Origin of the sequence: Streptomyces chrestomyceticus JCM 4735, from assembly GCF_003865135.1 — a bacterium.
Taxonomy (GTDB): Bacteria; Actinomycetota; Actinomycetes; order Streptomycetales; family Streptomycetaceae; genus Streptomyces; species Streptomyces chrestomyceticus.
This window is the reverse complement of the sequence record NZ_BHZC01000001.1, coordinates 5,444,080-5,458,394: the sequence shown is the minus strand read 5'-3', so window position 1 is coordinate 5,458,394 and position 14,315 is coordinate 5,444,080. Positions and strand designations below refer to the sequence as shown.

Annotated in this window: 14 protein-coding genes and 1 tRNA gene; 12 read left to right on the top strand and 3 right to left on the bottom strand. The window is 70.5% G+C overall.

The window, feature by feature from the left end:
* Positions 1-274: 274 nt before the first annotated feature.
* From EJG53_RS23670 to EJG53_RS23630, 10 genes are all read left to right on the top strand, one after another.
* Complete coding sequence (locus EJG53_RS23670; RefSeq protein ID WP_244955292.1) at positions 275-1,291, top strand: ScbA/BarX family gamma-butyrolactone biosynthesis protein; 1,017 nt, start codon at positions 275-277, stop codon at positions 1,289-1,291.
* Between the two features lie 659 nt (positions 1,292-1,950).
* A complete protein-coding gene (locus EJG53_RS41190; RefSeq protein WP_167515155.1) occupies positions 1,951-2,112 on the top strand; it encodes a hypothetical protein in 162 nt (53 codons plus the stop codon).
* Positions 2,113-2,417: 305 nt separating this feature from the next.
* A complete protein-coding gene (locus EJG53_RS23665) occupies positions 2,418-3,695 on the top strand; it encodes a phenylacetate--CoA ligase family protein (RefSeq protein WP_125046451.1) in 1,278 nt (425 codons plus the stop codon).
* 133 nt (positions 3,696-3,828) lie between these two features.
* The gene (locus tag EJG53_RS23660; protein WP_125046450.1) at positions 3,829-4,350 is read left to right on the top strand and encodes a glycine-rich domain-containing protein; all 522 of its coding nucleotides are present in this window, start codon (positions 3,829-3,831) and stop codon (positions 4,348-4,350) included.
* A gap of 40 nt (positions 4,351-4,390) precedes the next feature.
* Positions 4,391-5,788 carry an MFS transporter gene (locus EJG53_RS23655; protein ID WP_125046449.1) on the top strand — a complete coding sequence of 466 codons (1,398 nt, stop codon included), beginning with the start codon at positions 4,391-4,393 and terminating at the stop codon, positions 5,786-5,788.
* The gene (locus EJG53_RS23650) at positions 5,785-6,696 is read left to right on the top strand and encodes a hypothetical protein (protein ID WP_125046448.1); all 912 of its coding nucleotides are present in this window, start codon (positions 5,785-5,787) and stop codon (positions 6,694-6,696) included. The genes EJG53_RS23655 and EJG53_RS23650 overlap by 4 nt, the downstream gene beginning before the upstream one ends.
* A 96-nt stretch (positions 6,697-6,792) precedes the next feature.
* Entirely contained in the window at positions 6,793-7,395 is a 603-nt protein-coding gene (locus EJG53_RS23645) for a carbonic anhydrase (protein WP_125046447.1), read from the top strand.
* Between the two features lie 17 nt (positions 7,396-7,412).
* Complete coding sequence (locus EJG53_RS23640; RefSeq protein WP_244955291.1) at positions 7,413-9,035, top strand: SulP family inorganic anion transporter; 1,623 nt, start codon at positions 7,413-7,415, stop codon at positions 9,033-9,035.
* A 257-nt stretch (positions 9,036-9,292) separates the two neighbouring features.
* A tRNA-Arg gene (locus EJG53_RS23635) sits at positions 9,293-9,368 on the top strand.
* 73 nt (positions 9,369-9,441) lie between these two features.
* Positions 9,442-9,666: a cold-shock protein gene (locus EJG53_RS23630; protein WP_125046446.1), complete on the top strand. Its 225-nt coding sequence runs from the start codon at positions 9,442-9,444 to the stop codon at positions 9,664-9,666.
* A gap of 135 nt (positions 9,667-9,801) precedes the next feature.
* Here EJG53_RS23630 and EJG53_RS23625 read toward each other — a convergent pair whose 3' ends face one another.
* Both EJG53_RS23625 and EJG53_RS43385 read right to left on the bottom strand, forming a co-directional pair.
* A complete protein-coding gene (locus EJG53_RS23625; RefSeq protein ID WP_125046445.1) occupies positions 9,802-10,086 on the bottom strand; it encodes a hypothetical protein in 285 nt (94 codons plus the stop codon).
* Between the two features lie 104 nt (positions 10,087-10,190).
* Positions 10,191-10,730, bottom strand: coding sequence for a DUF4232 domain-containing protein (locus EJG53_RS43385; RefSeq protein ID WP_125046444.1), 540 nt, complete (start codon positions 10,728-10,730; stop codon positions 10,191-10,193).
* A 363-nt stretch (positions 10,731-11,093) separates the two neighbouring features.
* Here EJG53_RS43385 and recQ point away from each other — a divergent pair, with 363 nt between their 5' ends.
* Positions 11,094-13,073, top strand: coding sequence for a DNA helicase RecQ (recQ, locus tag EJG53_RS23615; protein WP_244955658.1), 1,980 nt, complete (start codon positions 11,094-11,096; stop codon positions 13,071-13,073).
* A gap of 66 nt (positions 13,074-13,139) precedes the next feature.
* On the opposite strand, the gene EJG53_RS23610 is transcribed toward recQ, so the two are convergent.
* Positions 13,140-13,712 (bottom strand): hypothetical protein, encoded by a 573-nt coding sequence (locus EJG53_RS23610; protein ID WP_125046442.1) that lies wholly within the window; start codon positions 13,710-13,712, stop codon positions 13,140-13,142.
* Positions 13,713-13,880: 168 nt separating this feature from the next.
* On the opposite strand from EJG53_RS23610, the gene EJG53_RS41185 reads away from it, so the two are divergent.
* Entirely contained in the window at positions 13,881-14,312 is a 432-nt protein-coding gene (locus tag EJG53_RS41185; RefSeq protein WP_167515154.1) for an effector-associated constant component EACC1, read from the top strand.
* Positions 14,313-14,315: the final 3 nt, after the last annotated feature.

The following is a 14,315-nucleotide window of genomic DNA, read 5'->3' as shown; positions in this document are numbered from 1 at the left end:
ACAAACAAAAAGAATAGTATTTATTTTATGAGCGCCGAGGCCCTCACACGGCGACAGCGGAACCGGGCACGCCACGGCTCCTGTTGGTCAGCAGGCGCCGTGCGGGACAGCGACGCCCTGCCCCGGGAGCCCCGGCCGGACCACAAAGGGCCAGGGCCGCAAAGGGCCGGACCTGCAACACTCCCCAGGGGGACACCGCATGAGCATCACCGGCCGGCTTCCGGAAACCTCCGCACCCGCTGCCGGCCCGTGTCCACGCACGCTGACCACCACCGTGCCCAAGGAGTATGTACACAAGACGGCGCTGTCCGAAGTCCTGCTCACCAGTTGGAAGGAGACGGCCCCGGACGTCCACGTCGTGACCGCGGAATGGCCGCGGGCCCACGCGTTCTACTCCTCCAGGAACCGGCTGCACGACCCCCTTCTGCTCGTCGAGACGATCCGCCAGACCATTCCGCTGCTCTCGCACCTCGCTTATCAGGTGCCGTTCGGACACCAGTTGATCTGGGACCACTTCACTTATGCGCTCGAACCCGGCGTGCTGCGTACCGAGACTGCCCCCACCGAGATCGAACTACGCATCGTCTGCTCCGGCATCAAGCGCCGCCGGGGCATCCTCAGCTCTCTGACCATGGACGTCGAGGCGACGCGGAACGGCGTCCGCCTCGGCACCGCGGTCGCGCGTTTCACCAGCCACGCCCCGGCGGTCTACCGCCGCCTGCGCGGAGCATACGGCGACGCCCGCGAGGCGATGGCCCGCGCGGTGCCGCTGCCGCCGCCGGTCGCGCCGCGGCGGGTGGCCCGCGCCCAGTACGAGAGTGTGGTGCTCTCCCCCACGGACACCCGCAACCGCTGGCAGCTCCGTGCGGACACCACCCACCCGGTCATCTTCGACCACCCGGTCGACCACGCACCCGGGATGCTGCTGCTGGAAGCCACGCACCAGGCCGTCCATGCCGTACTCCACCCGCTGCCCGTGATACCCGTCGGCTTGAGCGCCGTATTCGCCCGGTACGCCGAACTGGACGCGCCGTGCTGGATAGAGGCCACGATAATCGGCCAGGAGGGCGAGGTGGGGGAACCAGGGACGGAATCAGGGGTGGGAACGGGAGCGGATTCGGGGGCGGAATCCGGGACGGAATCGGGGGCCGCGCGCACCGGTTCGTCCGGCCTCGTCCACGTACGCGTCACCGCGCACCAGAACGGCCGGGAGCTGTTCACCGCAACGGTCGAGGCCCGGCCACTGGTACCGGAGCCGCGGATGCCACCGAATCCCGAATATGACGGTTAGTCAGGCGCTATGCGGGCAGGGAAAGTCGGGCGCAACGACAAGAATCCGGCACAAGAACTCGGACAAGACCCGGCACAACAACTCACGTACCGACAGAAGCGACCACGACTGTCGAATCCCCGGCGCATGAACAACACACAGGCGGCACACAGACGACACACAGGAAACGCATAGACAAGGCACGGAGCGAGGCCGCCGAATGCCTTGTCCGGCACGCCCGATTCACCCCCCTGCGGGGCCGCACACTTCGCGCGCCAACCCGCTACGACTTCGGGAGATCCACCGGGCGTTCGGCGATTCACCGAGCGTTCACTCTGTGGCCACCTTGTCGTAACCAGGCCACTCCAAGCCGTTCCGGCCATCGTTTTTCTTGTCATGAACGCGACATAACAATTCTGTGGTCCAGACCATCAGTCGACCGCACGCCTGTCGGCCGCAACCGGCCACTACCGGCCACGGAGCCCCTGCGAGCTGTGGCCATGAGGGGAAGGATCAAGCCAAAGTGCCCGTCCTTGTCGGCGTTTGAGCCATCCTTGCATTGCGGGCCTTTGACGATCACTTGGTCTTTCTTTTACGTTCTAAGGAGCGGCACCCGCGCGACTCGCGTGGCTGATCATCGCCGTTTTCCGCCATCCCCTGCCTTCGGAGGCTCGACGGACATGGAAAAGCTGATCAAGAAGATGGCCCAGGACAACGTCTGGCGCGAGTGGGTCGCCGTGAACTCCCCGCGCGAAGCGGGCAAGGACGGCTGCATCAGCGCGACGAAGTCCGGCTGCATCAGCGCGACCTCGGCCGCGCCCAAAACGGGATGTATTTCCTGACCGGGCGCTGAGCCTTCCGGGCGGGGAGCCGGCCGGCGGCCCGCACACCTCCGGCCGCCTCCCCGCCACTTCCAGCATCCGGCCGCGATCCGGGCGCGGTCCGGTCGCCATTCGGCCGCGTTACCGGTCGCGGTCCCGGTCACGGCCCGCTCGCAGCCCGTTCGCGGCAGGCCGGTTATGCGGATTCCGCGAGTTCCACGGAAACCGCGCGTTCCGCTCGCTTCCTACGCTTTTGGTACCGGTTCCCGTACGCCGCGACACCGATCACTCCCCGTCCGCCAGACAAGACAGACCTGAGGGTGACCATGGATGGCCAGCCGAGCAGGCCCGGACAGCCGACCGCCGACATCGTGGACCGGATAAGGGACATACCGATCTACCGCTCGTCGATAGAGCGGGGCCACTTCCCCATACTGGAGAAGCCCGAGATCGCCCGGGGATTTCCGGACAACTGGATGACGCCGGTACTGGCCGACGCCCTCGCCGCCGGCACCGCGGAGTACGTGCTCTCCACCGGCACCAACCACGCGCGGATGCAGATCATCCGGCCGCCGTACTTCCTGCTGAACTCGTACTACCGGTTGTGGAGCGAGCACCCGGACATCGCCGGCACCTGGCACGAAGGGTGCCGGCGCGTCTCCCTCACCACCGTGCTGGCCACCGAGCACGTGGCGCGCGTCAACGCGAAGAAGCACGGCCGTACCGCGCCCGCGCCCGTACCCACCCTGGCGGACCGGCGCCTCGACGAGCGCACCTTCTACGTCAACCGCACGCTCGACCCGGCCCTTTGGGACCGCGCGGACGTCGAGCGGATGCTCGGCGAGATCCGCACGGCCCAGCAGGAACACCCGCACGGCCGCTACCACCTCGACTGCAGCAGCTACCACTTGGCGCACCTCGTGCGGAAGGTGACCGACTGGGGCCTGTGGGACCGCTTCCCGCAGCCGGCGAGCATCGTGCACGCGTACGAGTACACGCCGGTGAACGTGCGGCGCTACCTGCACGAGCACTTCGACTGCCCGGTCATCGACCTGTTCGGCAGCACCGAGCTGGGCTACCTCTACTACAGCGACCGGCACGGCAGGTACCACCCGTACCTCGACAAGATGAGCGTCGAGCTGGTCCCGGTGGAGCCGGGCAGCCACCTCTTCAGCATGATCGTGTCGAGCGTCCGCAACCCGTACATGCCGCTGATCCGTTACCGCTCCGGGGACTGCGCGCGCACGCTCGACGGCACACCGGACCCGGCGAAGATCTCCCGGTTCTGCGGCCGCGAGAAGGAGCTGCTCGCGTCGGCACACGGCCAGGGCCCGGTCGCGCAGGGCGATCTCGACGACTGCGTCAGCGCGGCGTCGACCCGCGTGTTCGTCCACCAACTGCACGTGCCGGAGGACCGGAGCGGCGCCGAGCTGCGGTACACGACGTTCGACGGCGCTCCCGTGGACGCGGCGGAAGCGGCGGCGCTGAGCGCGGGAGTGGAACGGCTGACGGGGCTTCCGTGCCGTGTCGAGCACCGCGCGCACATCCCGATAGGGAAGTCGGGGAAGTACGCGTGGCTGGAGCGGGGGCAGGGCGTCGGCTGACGCCCGCGCGCTTGATTCCGTACGGCTGAGACGCGTACGGCCGGAGCCGTACGGAGCGGCCCCGAAGACTTCCGTACCGACCGCACCGACCCTTGCGACCGCACCGACTCGACCCGAAGAGACCGGGAGCACCATGACCTCGCAGACGCGGGAACCGCACGTCACGCCCGACGACCTCACAGCCCTGCTCGGTGAGCGCCTGCACACCGAAGTGGTCCAGCACTTCGTGGCGCTGAGCGGCGCCGGGACCGCGTACGTGGAGCGGCAGGTCACCGAGTGCCTGCGCTACCTCTACCTCGTCTCGCGCCACCGCGAGCAGCTCAGCGGCCTCTTCCTGCCCGTCGAGCAGGACATCGACGAGATCTGGCACTACCTCATCCTCCAGACGCGCGAGTACCGCGAGTGGTGCGAGCAGCGGCTGCCGGGACGGTTCTTCATCGAGCACCGCAGCATCGGCTACGACGCGTACCAGCAGGAACCGGGGCGGGAGCAGGCCATCGAGGAGGCCCTGCGCTGGATACCGCTGTACGTCCGCGAGTTCGGCCCCTTCGACGAGGGCGCCCTGCCGCACTGGACGATCGTGCGCTTCCTGCACGACCAGCTCAGCATGTCGCTGCGGGACATCGCGGCGCTCCAGCCTGCCGGCGCGCCCTGAGCGCGCTTTCGGGGCAGCCCGAGAACGAGGAAACGGACCCATGAGCGCTCGGCCCGGCACACCGGCATCACCAGCCGCACCGCACGCCGCACCGGACGGCCCGCACGACGATCGGACCGGAGAGGTGTGGGAGCCCCCGGAGCAGAAACGTGTACTCATCGTGCTCGCGCTGTCGCAAACGCTCAGCGGCGCCGGACTGGCCGCGGGCATCACGGTGGGGGCGCTGCTCGCGGAGGAGATGCTCGGCTCGACGGGGCTGGCCGGCCTGCCCGCCGCCCTGTTCACGGGCGGGGCGGCGCTCGGTGCCGTCGGCATCGGCCGGGTCTGCCAGCGCTGGGGCCGGCGGCCGGGCCTCACCGCGGGGTACGCGACCGCCGGCCTGGGCAGCCTCGGCGTCGTCGCCGCCGCGGGCCTCGGCTCCGTATGGCTGCTGTTCCTGTCGCTGCTCGTCTACGGGGCGGGGACGGCGACGACCCTGATGGCCCGGTACGCGGGCGCCGACCTGGCCGCACCGGCGCGGCGGGGGCGTGCGGTGAGCCTGGTGCTGTTCGCCACCACGCTCGGTGCGGTGATCGGGCCGAACCTGGTCGGGGTGACGGGCGAGGCCGCGCACGGGCTGGGCGTGCCGCGCCTGGCGGGACCGTTCCTGCTGGCGGTGGTCGCGTACGCGGCGGCGGCCGTGGTGCTGGGGGTGTTCCTGCGTCCGGACCCGCTGCGTCTGGCGCGGCGGCTTGCGGAGGAGAGGGAGGCGGAGGCGGGCGCTGCTCCTCCCCTTGGCGCGGCGGAGGACACTTCCGCTGATCCGGCCGCCGCCCCCGCGCCCCGTACCGACACCCGAAAGCTCGCCACCGGCGCCGCCGTCATGACCTTCACCCAGTTGGTCATGATCGCCATCATGACGATGACGCCCGTCCACATGCGGGCGCACGGCCACCCGACCGAGACCGCCGGGCTCGTCATCGCCCTGCACGTGGCGGCGATGTACCTGCCGTCGCCGCTCACCGGAATGCTGGTGGACCGGATCGGCCGGCTGCGCGTCGCGGCGGCCTCCGGCATCGTCCTGCTCGCCGCGGGCGTCCTCGCCGCACTGGCGCCGGCCCACTCCGTACCGGCGCTCGCCACCGCCCTCGTACTCCTGGGCCTCGGCTGGAACTTCGGCCTCGTCAGCGGCACCGCCATCGTCACCGACACCGTACCACTGGCCACCCGCGCCTCGACGCAGGGCCTGGTCGACGTGGGCATCGCCGTCGCCGGCGCCACGGGCGGCATGGCGTCGGGCCTGGTCGTGGCCACGGGCGGCTACTCCACGCTGGCGCTGGGCGGGGGGATCGTGGCGCTGGGCCTCGTACCGCTGCTGGTGCTGAGCGGGCGTGGTGACCGTACGGGTACGGGCTCGCGCGCGGTCGCGGGTCCGTCGGCGCCGGGGGAGCAGGCATGAGGTACTTCAAGAGCCTCACGGGCCGCAAAGGCTTCCCCCAACTGCAGACCCGTCCGGACACCGCCGGGCACCCTGCCCACTACACGGCCGCCAACCGCCCGCACAGCCCGCCAGGTTCGGGGCCGGTGCGTACGGCGGTCCGTACGGCGGCGCGCGCGGCGACACGTACGGGCACTGGTGCGGGCACCGCCTCCGGGCCCGCCGCCACCAAGGCCGCAGCCTCCGAGGCCACCGCCGCTGAACCCGCCGCCGTCACCCCGACCGGCAAGCGTCCGGCAACGCCGCCCTGTATGCGGACCGCTGCCCGCGTACGGCCCCCCGTCCGACGGCGGCCCCAGCACACCCGGAAACCCGACAACACCAGCTCCACCCGCTCCCCCCACCACATCCCTCACCCCCGTACCTCCCTCACCTCCCGCACCCCCCTCCCCCTCCTCAGCGTCCTCGGCATCTTCATCCTGGCGCTGACCCTGCTCTACTCCGGAACGGCAGCGGCCAAGGGCGGCAAGACCCCGACCCTCACGGCCGCCGGCACCGCGCCCGTACAGGCCCCCGATCCCACCCCCACCCCGGCGGCCCCCAAAGGCGCGCACGGCACCCCCACCCAGGTGTCCCCCGCCCAGGCCGGTTCCAGCACGGGCATCCAGTACCGGCGCGACAACGAACGCGATCCCGGGCGGGAGAAGGAAAAGGACCGTAACCAGGCGCGCCGTTGCACGCGGACCGCGCCGGGCGCGCCGTCCCCGCACCGCCGTCCGCTTCCGTCGCACCCGTGCGCGGCCCGGTCGTACCCGACCGACGTCCTGTTCTCCGCACACACCGGCACCGCCGCCGCACTCACCACTTCAAGACCAGGCGTGGCCACCCGCCCCGCCTTGCACTGTCTCCACTGCGTATTCCGCTGCTGAGAAGCACTGCTGGGGCTTCCTGCTCCGCACCAGTCGAACGGGTTCTGCCATGCCCCTCAATGGCACCACTTACCGACCAGCAGGAGACATTCCCTCGTGGAAACCTTCATCGAACATGCCCGCACCTTCAACGCCCGCATCGCGGCCGCGCACGAGGAGCGTGAGACCTACCAGCGGCTCGCCGACGGCCAGTCGCCGCTCGCCCTGTTCATCACCTGCTCCGACTCACGGATCATCCCGTCCCTGATCACCGGGGCGCTGCCGGGCGAACTCTTCGAACTGCGTACGGCGGGCAACGCCGTACCCGCGCACCGGCCGGACCGGCCGGCCAGCGCGGAGGCCGCCACCATCGAGTACGCGATGCGGGTGCTCCGCGTCGCCGACATCGTGGTCTGCGGTCACTCGCACTGCGGGGCGATCGGCGCCATGGCGCGCCGCGAGGATCTCGCCGGTGCTCCCGACGTCCGCGCCTGGCTGACCCAGGAGCTCTCCGACGAGCTGCCCAGGGACGAGGCGCCGACGGTCGCGACCGCGGTCCAGCGGCACGTCACCGAGCAGGTGGCGCGGCTGCGCGAGTACCCGTGCGTGCGCGAGCGCGTCGACGCGGGCGAGGTGAACCTGCACGGCTGGTACTACGAGGTCCACACCGGCCTGGTCACGGCGCACCGTCCCGACACCGACACGTTCCTCCCCCTCTGACGGCGAAGGCGCCCACCATGACACCGAAATCGACCCCGGGCACGACCACGGACGTGACCACGGGCGTGACAGCTCCCTCCCCGGCGCCCGCCACCGACGGCGCGCCCCACTCCACCCCGACCCACCCGAAATCCCCCGCCTCCTCTCCCTCCTCTCCCGCCTCCCCCTCCCCCCGCTGGCCGCACCTCCGGGCGGACTTCACCGCCTCCATCGTCGTCTTCCTGGTGGCCCTGCCGCTGTGCGTCGGTGTGGCCGTCGCCTCCGGCGTCCCGGCCGAACTCGGTCTGATCACCGGCATCGTCGGCGGTCTGCTCACCGGCCTCCTGCCCGGCAGCAGCCTCCAGGTCAGCGGACCGGCCGCCGGGCTGACCGTCCTCGTCTTCGAGGCGGTCAAGGAATTCGGGCTCGGCACCCTGGGCGCGCTCGTCCTCGTGGCGGGCCTCCTCCAGTTCGCCATGGGCGCCCTGCGCCTCGGCCGCTGGTTCCGGGCCATCTCCGTGGCCGTCGTCCAGGGCATGCTGGCGGGCATCGGGCTCGTCCTGATCGCCGCACAGCTCTACACCCTCACCGACGCCAAGGCCCCCGGCAGCGGACTCGCCAACCTCGGCGGCCTGCCCGGCCTGGTCATCGGCACCGCCGGCTCCGGAGCCGCCCTGTCCGCGCTCGCGGTCGGCGCGGGCACCATCGCCGTACTGGTGCTGTGGCCCCGGTGGAAGCGCGCGGCCCGCGTCCTGCCGGCCCCGCTCGCGGCCGTGGCCCTGGCCACGCTCGCGGTCTTCGCCCTCGACCTGCCCATAGCCCGCGTCGAGGTCCATGGCCTGCTCTCCTCGATCCAGCCGCCCGGCGGCTCGGACTTCGCCCAGTTGGCGGGCATCGGCGCGATCGGCACGGTGCTCGCCTTCGCGCTCATCGCGTCCGCCGAGTCCCTGTTCAGCGCGGCGGCCGTGGACCGGCTGCACGACGGGCCGCGTACGCAGTACGACAAGGAGCTGATGGCGCAGGGCGCGGGCAACACCGTGTGCGGCATCCTGGGCGCGCTGCCCATGACCGCGGTGATCGTGCGCAGCTCCGCGAACGTCAGCGCCGGCGCCCGTACCAAGGCGTCCCGGGTGCTGCACGGCGCCTGGCTGCTGATCTTCGCGGCGGCCCTCCCGGCGGCCCTGGGCATCATCCCGGTCGCGGCGCTGGCGGGCGTACTCGTCCACGCGGGCTTCAAGCTCATCCCCGTACGCGACTTCGGCCCCCTGTGGCGCGAACACCGCGGCGAAGCGGTGGTGCTCGCCGCGACGGCGATCGCCATCGTCGTCACCAACATGTTCGAGGGCGTGCTGATCGGCCTCCTCCTGGCGATCGCCAAGACCGCCTGGGAGACCTCGCACGTCCACCTGGAGATCTCCGGCCTGGACGCCCCGCCCACCGAACCCGTCCGGGTACGCGCCCTCGGCAACGCCACCTTCCTGCGCCTCCCCAAGATCCTCGACCAGTTGGAGGCCCTCCCCCACGACCGCGAGGTCACCCTCGACCTCACCGGCCTGCGCCACCTCGACCACGCCTGCGCCACCGCCCTCACCACCTGGACCACCCACCGCTCCACCCCCGCCAACTCCCCGACCCCCGACAACCCGGCCCACGCGCCCTAACCGGTCGGCTGCGCTGGCCCGACAGCCGGCCCTGACGTCCCCAATGGCGCCCACCGCCCCCACCCGGGGCGGTGGGCGCCGCCTACCTGGGGCGCGGGCGCCGCCTATCTGGGGCGTGGGCGCCGCCCACCTGGGCCTGCGGCCGCCTACCTCCCCGACCCCCGCCCCTCCCCACCACCCACCCCCCATCCGCTACCCTGTCCAAAGCTGCCCACCAGCAGCCCGGCCGCGCGCCCACCAGGCGCCGACCACGCCCCGCCTCCGTAGCTCAGGGGATAGAGCACCGCTCTCCTAAAGCGGGTGTCGCAGGTTCGAATCCTGCCGGGGGCACCAGTGCGAAGGCCCCGGAGCGATCAAGCTCCGGGGCCGGACGCGTCTGCACAGCGGAAGCCGTAAGGTTCCGTCCATGGTGATGGCGACTGTCCGTGAGTGGGACGACGAGCAAGGGTGGGGCGTTCTCGACTCCCCCGAGACCCCTGGCGGCTGCTTCGGCCACTTCACCGACATCCAGGCGACCGGCTTCCGCACTCTGTCGGCCGGACAGCAGGTCGACCTCACCTGGGAAGCCCCTGGTTTCAAGCAGGACGGATACGACTACCGCGCGGTGAGCATCGTGCCTCGAACTGCCTGACATCCACAGCGGACACCAACGGCGGCGATCGAGTCGGCGGGCGACATCTTTTCCACGCTCTCCGTTCTGCCGCAGGCCGGTGTCCGCTTTCATGAGGGGTGCTGCGGCGAGCTGTGCGTGGGTGCGGGTCATGGTTCATGAGGAGCGGGTGCGGCCTCTTCGGGGGCGTTGGGGGCGTGGGGTCGAGCAGCGTGGGCACCAGTAGCCGTCGCCCTGGTAGTACGTCCACCCCATGTCGGCGATGCGCGGGGCGGCCGCCTTGGCGCTGTGCAGGAGGTGGCCGAAGAGGTCCGTCTCGATGTCCGGGGGCTGATCGGGGACGACCAGGTCGAGGACGGCGCGGGCGCCGCAGCCCAGGCGGTCGCACATGAGGAAGAAACGTACGGGGCCTGGCGGTTCGCCGGCGGTCGTGAGGCTCATGCGCTCACTTTGGTGGATGGCGTGGTCGAAGGCGGGCGGTTCGGTACAACCCGCCCTCGATGGTGGCCACTTGACCGCGTGACTGGCGTGTTGATGCGTTGATGTCAGGCGGGTGTCGGGCGCCACCAGGTCGTGGTCGGGGTCCAGACGCGGATGCCGGTGGGCGGGGCGCCGATGGCGGTGGCGTCGAAGCGGCGGCCGTGGTGCGACGGGTCGGCGGCGACGGTGATGAAGTCGACGGTACGGACGGGCGGGGTGGGGCGGCCGGTGACGGTGTGGACCGTGGCGTATGCGGTGGAGCCGGGGGCGAGGTGGTACGGGGCACTCTCGGTGGGCGGGTCGGGCTCGGCGGCACCGTCGAGATCGCCGAAGGTGACGGTCGGGATGCGGCCGATGACGCAGGGCTTGGTGGTGCGGTTGGTGGCGCTGATGTGCAGGACGTCGGGGTGTTGGGGGGTGGGGACGGATGCCTTGATCGTTAGGGCGGATTCGGGGCAGTGGGGGGTGGTGGGGGTGGCTGAGGCTGTGGGGGTGAGGGTGGCGAGGGTTGCGAGGGTGGCTGTGAGGGTGGTGAGGAGGGCTGTGGCGGTTCTGGCTGCGTGGGGGCGGGTGGAGTGGGTGGGGTGAGGTGGGGTGGTGCGCATGTGGGTCTCCGTCCTGCGGGTGGTCTTGGTGGAGGAGGGAGGGGGAGGGAGGGGCCTGGGCCGGGGCCGGGGCGGTGGGGTGCGGTGGCGGGGCCGTGGGGTGTCGTGTTCGCGGGGCGCGATGTGTGATGTTCCTCGTTGTTCTGTGAGACGGACGGACGGCGGTTTTCGTTGTACGGCGGCGTGGCGTGAGACGTTTCGGGGCCGCGTGGGCCCGTACGAGGCCCGTTTGGGGCTCGCATACGGCTCGTACGGGGCTCGGGGCGGGAGTAGCAGAGGGAGGTGGTCCGGCGCGGAGTTATCCACAGGGCTGAGCGCGGGTGGCGGGATTGCTCGTACGCTGCTGGCATGAGCGAGGTGGAGATGGCTTCCGGTGCCGGGGAAACCGAGGACGACGTCAGTGACGCGGTAGGCGTGCTGCGACGGGTATTCGGGTACGACGCGTTCCGCGGGGAACAGCAGTCGATCATCGAGCACGTCATAACGGGTGGCGACGCGGTCGTACTGATGCCGACCGGCGGCGGAAAATCCCTGTGCTACCAGATTCCGGCCCTGGTGCGGCCGGGCGTCGGGGTGGTCGTCTCGCCGCTGATCGCGTTGATGCAGGACCAGGTCGACGCGCTGCGGGCGCTGGGCGTGCGAGCGGGGTTCCTCAACTCCACGCAGGACCTGGAGGAGCGGCGGCTGGTGGAGGCCGAGTTCCTCTCCGGGGAGCTGGACCTGCTGTATCTGGCGCCGGAGCGGCTGCGGGTGGAGCAGACGCTGAACCTGCTCGACCGGGGCAAGATCTCGCTGTTCGCCATCGACGAGGCGCACTGTGTCGCGCAGTGGGGCCACGACTTCCGGCCGGACTACCTCGCTCTGTCGATGCTCCGGGAGCGGTGGCCCGAGGTCCCGAGGATGGCCCTGACCGCGACGGCCACGGAAGCCACCCACCGCGAGATCACCTCGCGGCTCGGGATGGAGAACGCCCGGCATTTCGTGGCCAGCTTCGACCGGCCGAACATTCAGTACCGGATCGCCGCAAAGAGCGACCCGAAGAAGCAACTGCTGGAATTGCTGCGCACCGAGCACGCCGGTGACGCGGGAATTGTGTACTGCCTTTCCCGGGCATCGGTCGAGAAGACCGCGGAATTCCTGGTGCAGAACGGCATCACGGCGCTTCCGTATCACGCGGGGCTGGACGCCCGGATGCGCGCCGAACACCAGGCCCGCTTTCTGCGGGAGGACGGGGTGGTGGTCGTCGCCACCATCGCGTTCGGCATGGGTATCGACAAGCCCGACGTACGGTTCGTGGCCCACCTGGACCTGCCGAAATCGGTGGAGGGGTACTACCAGGAGACGGGGCGCGCGGGGCGGGACGGCCAGCCGTCCACGGCGTGGCTGGCGTACGGGCTGCAGGACGTGGTCCAGCAGCGGAAGATGATCGACGGTTCGGACGGGGACGACGCCCACCGCAGGCGGCTGTCGGCGCACCTCGACGCGATGCTCGCGCTCTGCGAGACGGTGGAGTGCCGGCGGGTGCGGCTGCTCGCCTACTTCGGGCAGGAGAGCAGTCCGTGCGGGAACTGCGACACGTGCCTGACACCGCCGCAGACCTGGGACGGCACGGTCCCGTCGCAGAAGCTGCTCTCCACGGTGGTACGGCTGCAGCGCGAGCGGAAGCAGAAGTTCGGCGCCGGGCAGATCGTCGACATCCTGATGGGGCGGAAGACCGCGAAGGTCATCCAGTTCGATCACGACCAACTGAGCGTCTTCGGGATCGGTGAGGATCTGCGGGAGGCCGAATGGCGCGGTGTCATCCGGCAGTTGCTCGCCCAGCGGCTTCTCGCGGTGGAGGGCGACTACGGCACACTGGTGCTCACCGAGGCGAGCGGTGAGGTGCTGCGGGGGCAGCGCGAGGTGCTGATGCGGCGGGAGCCGGAGAAGGCCGTGAAGGCCAAGGTCGCGAAGGCGGCCAAGGGCCGGCGGGCGGTGCCGGTGGACCTCCCGGAGGAGGCCGTGCCGGTGTTCGAGGAGCTGCGCGCCTGGCGGGGGCGTACGGCCAAGGAGCAGGGCGTACCGGCGTACGTGATCTTCCACGACGCGACGTTGCGGGAGATCGCCACGGCCCGGCCGTCGAGCCTGGGCGAGCTCGGCACCGTGAACGGCGTGGGCGAGAACAAGCTCGCGAAGTACGGCGAGCAGATTCTGGCTGTGCTGTCGGAGGAGACGGTGCCGCCGGCGGAGCCTGCGGAGCAGGTGGCGGTGCCGGCCGCGGGGCGGCAGCCGGGGCCCGGGTCGGAGCCGGTTCCGGAGGAGGAGTGGGACTGGGGCGGGGAGCCGCCGGTTGAGGAGGAGTGAGGGGGGACTGAGAGCCCGGGGGGGGCAAGGAGAGCTGGGTCCGGTGTGGCGTGAGGGGGGAGGGGGCTAGTTGAGGAAGGTGAAGGCTAGGCAGGTTTGGAAGGCTTGGGCCTGTTCGGGGGTGGCCAGGACCATGATGCTGTCGTAGCCGCGGTGCGGTTGGCGTTCGAAGTCGAGACAGCGCCAGGTGCGGGGGTCGTCGTCGTGGGCGGTCTCGGCTATGGCCTCGCAGGCGGCGCCCTGGTCGAAGTAGTCCTCCGCGAGGTGGTCGGCCAGGATGGACACGAGCTTGCCGTCCCGTTCGAACTCCAGTTGGTCCAGGCGGCCGCCCTCGAAGTCGCCTTCGCCCTCGACGATCCGGACATCGGTGATGGCGACCCTGCCCCCGGCGACCGCTACGGCGTCTTCCAGCAGGGTGGCGTAGTCGTAGTGGATGGAGTCGATGTCGTCGGCGTGCACCGAGATTGCGACGCCGAATTCTTCGAGGGCGCAGGCGGCCTCGAAATGCTCTTCCAGTGGTTCGTACGCGTAGTTTGCCGCCTCCGCCAGGGTGCGGTGCATTTGCGCCTCGGACACCATGCCGATCTCGTGCAGGATCGCGCCGATACGGGCGTACGTCATCGATGAAATGTTCGACATACGGCGGATCTTGGCAGACGGTCGTACTCCGTGCATCCGGTTCTCTTACAGCCGACTGGCCGAAGCGCACGCGCCCAGGGTGATTGCGCGGAGTTCCGGGAATTGCCGCGAAGGGGGTGGGTATGGGGCGAGAGTTGATGTGAGGCCGGACCGGAGTGTGGGGGACTGATGATGATTCAGGTCAGGCTGGACGAGGCGGAGAACGACCTGGAGTTGCGGTCGTTGTGCGAGTGGCTGACGGACGACCCCGCCGTGGGCCGGAGCGCGGACGTCTCGCTGCGGGCGAGGGAGAACAGGCCCGGGAGGATGGGGCTGGGGTTCGATGCCGTCCAACTGATCGTCGACAGCGCGTTCCAGTTGAGCAGCCTCGCCATCGCCATCGACGGCTGGCGCAGGGCGTATGCGGCGCGCCCCAAGATGACGATCGAACGCAATGGCGTACGGGTCAGTTTCGCCACGGCGGACACGGACGGTGCCCGGAGCATCCTTCGCGCGTTGGAGGAGTTGGAGGGGGTGGAGCAGTTGGAGGCAGAGGGAGAAACCCGTACGGGACAACCGCGTACGGGAGAAGCGCGTGACGGTGGGACGGGTGGGGGCTGACGG

What these genes read in the sequence shown, in the direction of transcription:
- EJG53_RS41190 (WP_167515155.1), top strand. Translation starts at nt 1,951, where the DNA reads ATGGAAAAGCTGATCAAGAAGATGGCCCAGGACAACGTCTGGCGCGAG.
- EJG53_RS23665 (WP_125046451.1), top strand. Translation starts at nt 2,418, where the DNA reads ATGGATGGCCAGCCGAGCAGGCCCGGACAGCCGACCGCCGACATCGTG.
- EJG53_RS43385 (WP_125046444.1), bottom strand. Translation starts at nt 10,730, where the DNA reads ATGCGCACCACCCCACCTCACCCCACCCACTCCACCCGCCCCCACGCA.
- EJG53_RS23610 (WP_125046442.1), bottom strand. Translation starts at nt 13,712, where the DNA reads ATGTCGAACATTTCATCGATGACGTACGCCCGTATCGGCGCGATCCTG.
- EJG53_RS23650 (WP_125046448.1), top strand. Translation starts at nt 5,785, where the DNA reads ATGAGGTACTTCAAGAGCCTCACGGGCCGCAAAGGCTTCCCCCAACTG.
- EJG53_RS23630 (WP_125046446.1), top strand. Translation starts at nt 9,442, where the DNA reads ATGGTGATGGCGACTGTCCGTGAGTGGGACGACGAGCAAGGGTGGGGC.
- EJG53_RS23660 (WP_125046450.1), top strand. Translation starts at nt 3,829, where the DNA reads ATGACCTCGCAGACGCGGGAACCGCACGTCACGCCCGACGACCTCACA.
- recQ (WP_244955658.1), top strand. Translation starts at nt 11,094, where the DNA reads ATGGCTTCCGGTGCCGGGGAAACCGAGGACGACGTCAGTGACGCGGTA.
- EJG53_RS23640 (WP_244955291.1), top strand. Translation starts at nt 7,413, where the DNA reads ATGACACCGAAATCGACCCCGGGCACGACCACGGACGTGACCACGGGC.
- EJG53_RS23625 (WP_125046445.1), bottom strand. Translation starts at nt 10,086, where the DNA reads ATGAGCCTCACGACCGCCGGCGAACCGCCAGGCCCCGTACGTTTCTTC.
- EJG53_RS23655 (WP_125046449.1), top strand. Translation starts at nt 4,391, where the DNA reads ATGAGCGCTCGGCCCGGCACACCGGCATCACCAGCCGCACCGCACGCC.
- EJG53_RS41185 (WP_167515154.1), top strand. Translation starts at nt 13,881, where the DNA reads ATGATGATTCAGGTCAGGCTGGACGAGGCGGAGAACGACCTGGAGTTG.